This window comes from Stenotrophomonas sp. SrG (genome assembly GCF_050031795.1).
In the GTDB taxonomy this organism is placed as follows: domain Bacteria; phylum Pseudomonadota; class Gammaproteobacteria; order Xanthomonadales; family Xanthomonadaceae; genus Stenotrophomonas; species Stenotrophomonas rhizophila_A.
On record NZ_JBNBBE010001878.1, the window covers coordinates 1 to 229 of the forward strand.

A 229-nucleotide genomic window follows, 5' to 3' on the forward strand; every position below is an offset into this window, starting at 1 on the left:
CATCGCAGTGCATGCCGTAGCATTGCCGCCGGGCGCGCGCGTGCTGGTGGTGGTCGATGTGCTCGCCAGCGGTGGCACGCTGCTGGCCGCGCTGTCGCTGGCCAGGCAGCGGCAGGTCGCGGTGCTCGGCGCCGCCGAGCTGGTCGACCTGGCCGGCCTCGGCGGCCGCGAACGCTGGACCCGCGATGTGCCGCAGGTCGCGAACCGGGTGTACTGATTACATCTTCCG

General features: G+C 72.5%; 1 protein-coding gene. It reads left to right on the forward strand.

Going from position 1 to position 229, the window contains the following annotated elements; genetic code table 11:
* The coding region (locus ACQG3P_RS25705; RefSeq protein WP_426806623.1) for a phosphoribosyltransferase family protein at positions 1 to 217 on the forward strand (217 nt) is incomplete at its 5' end.
* Between the last annotated feature and the right edge of the window lie 12 nt (positions 218 to 229).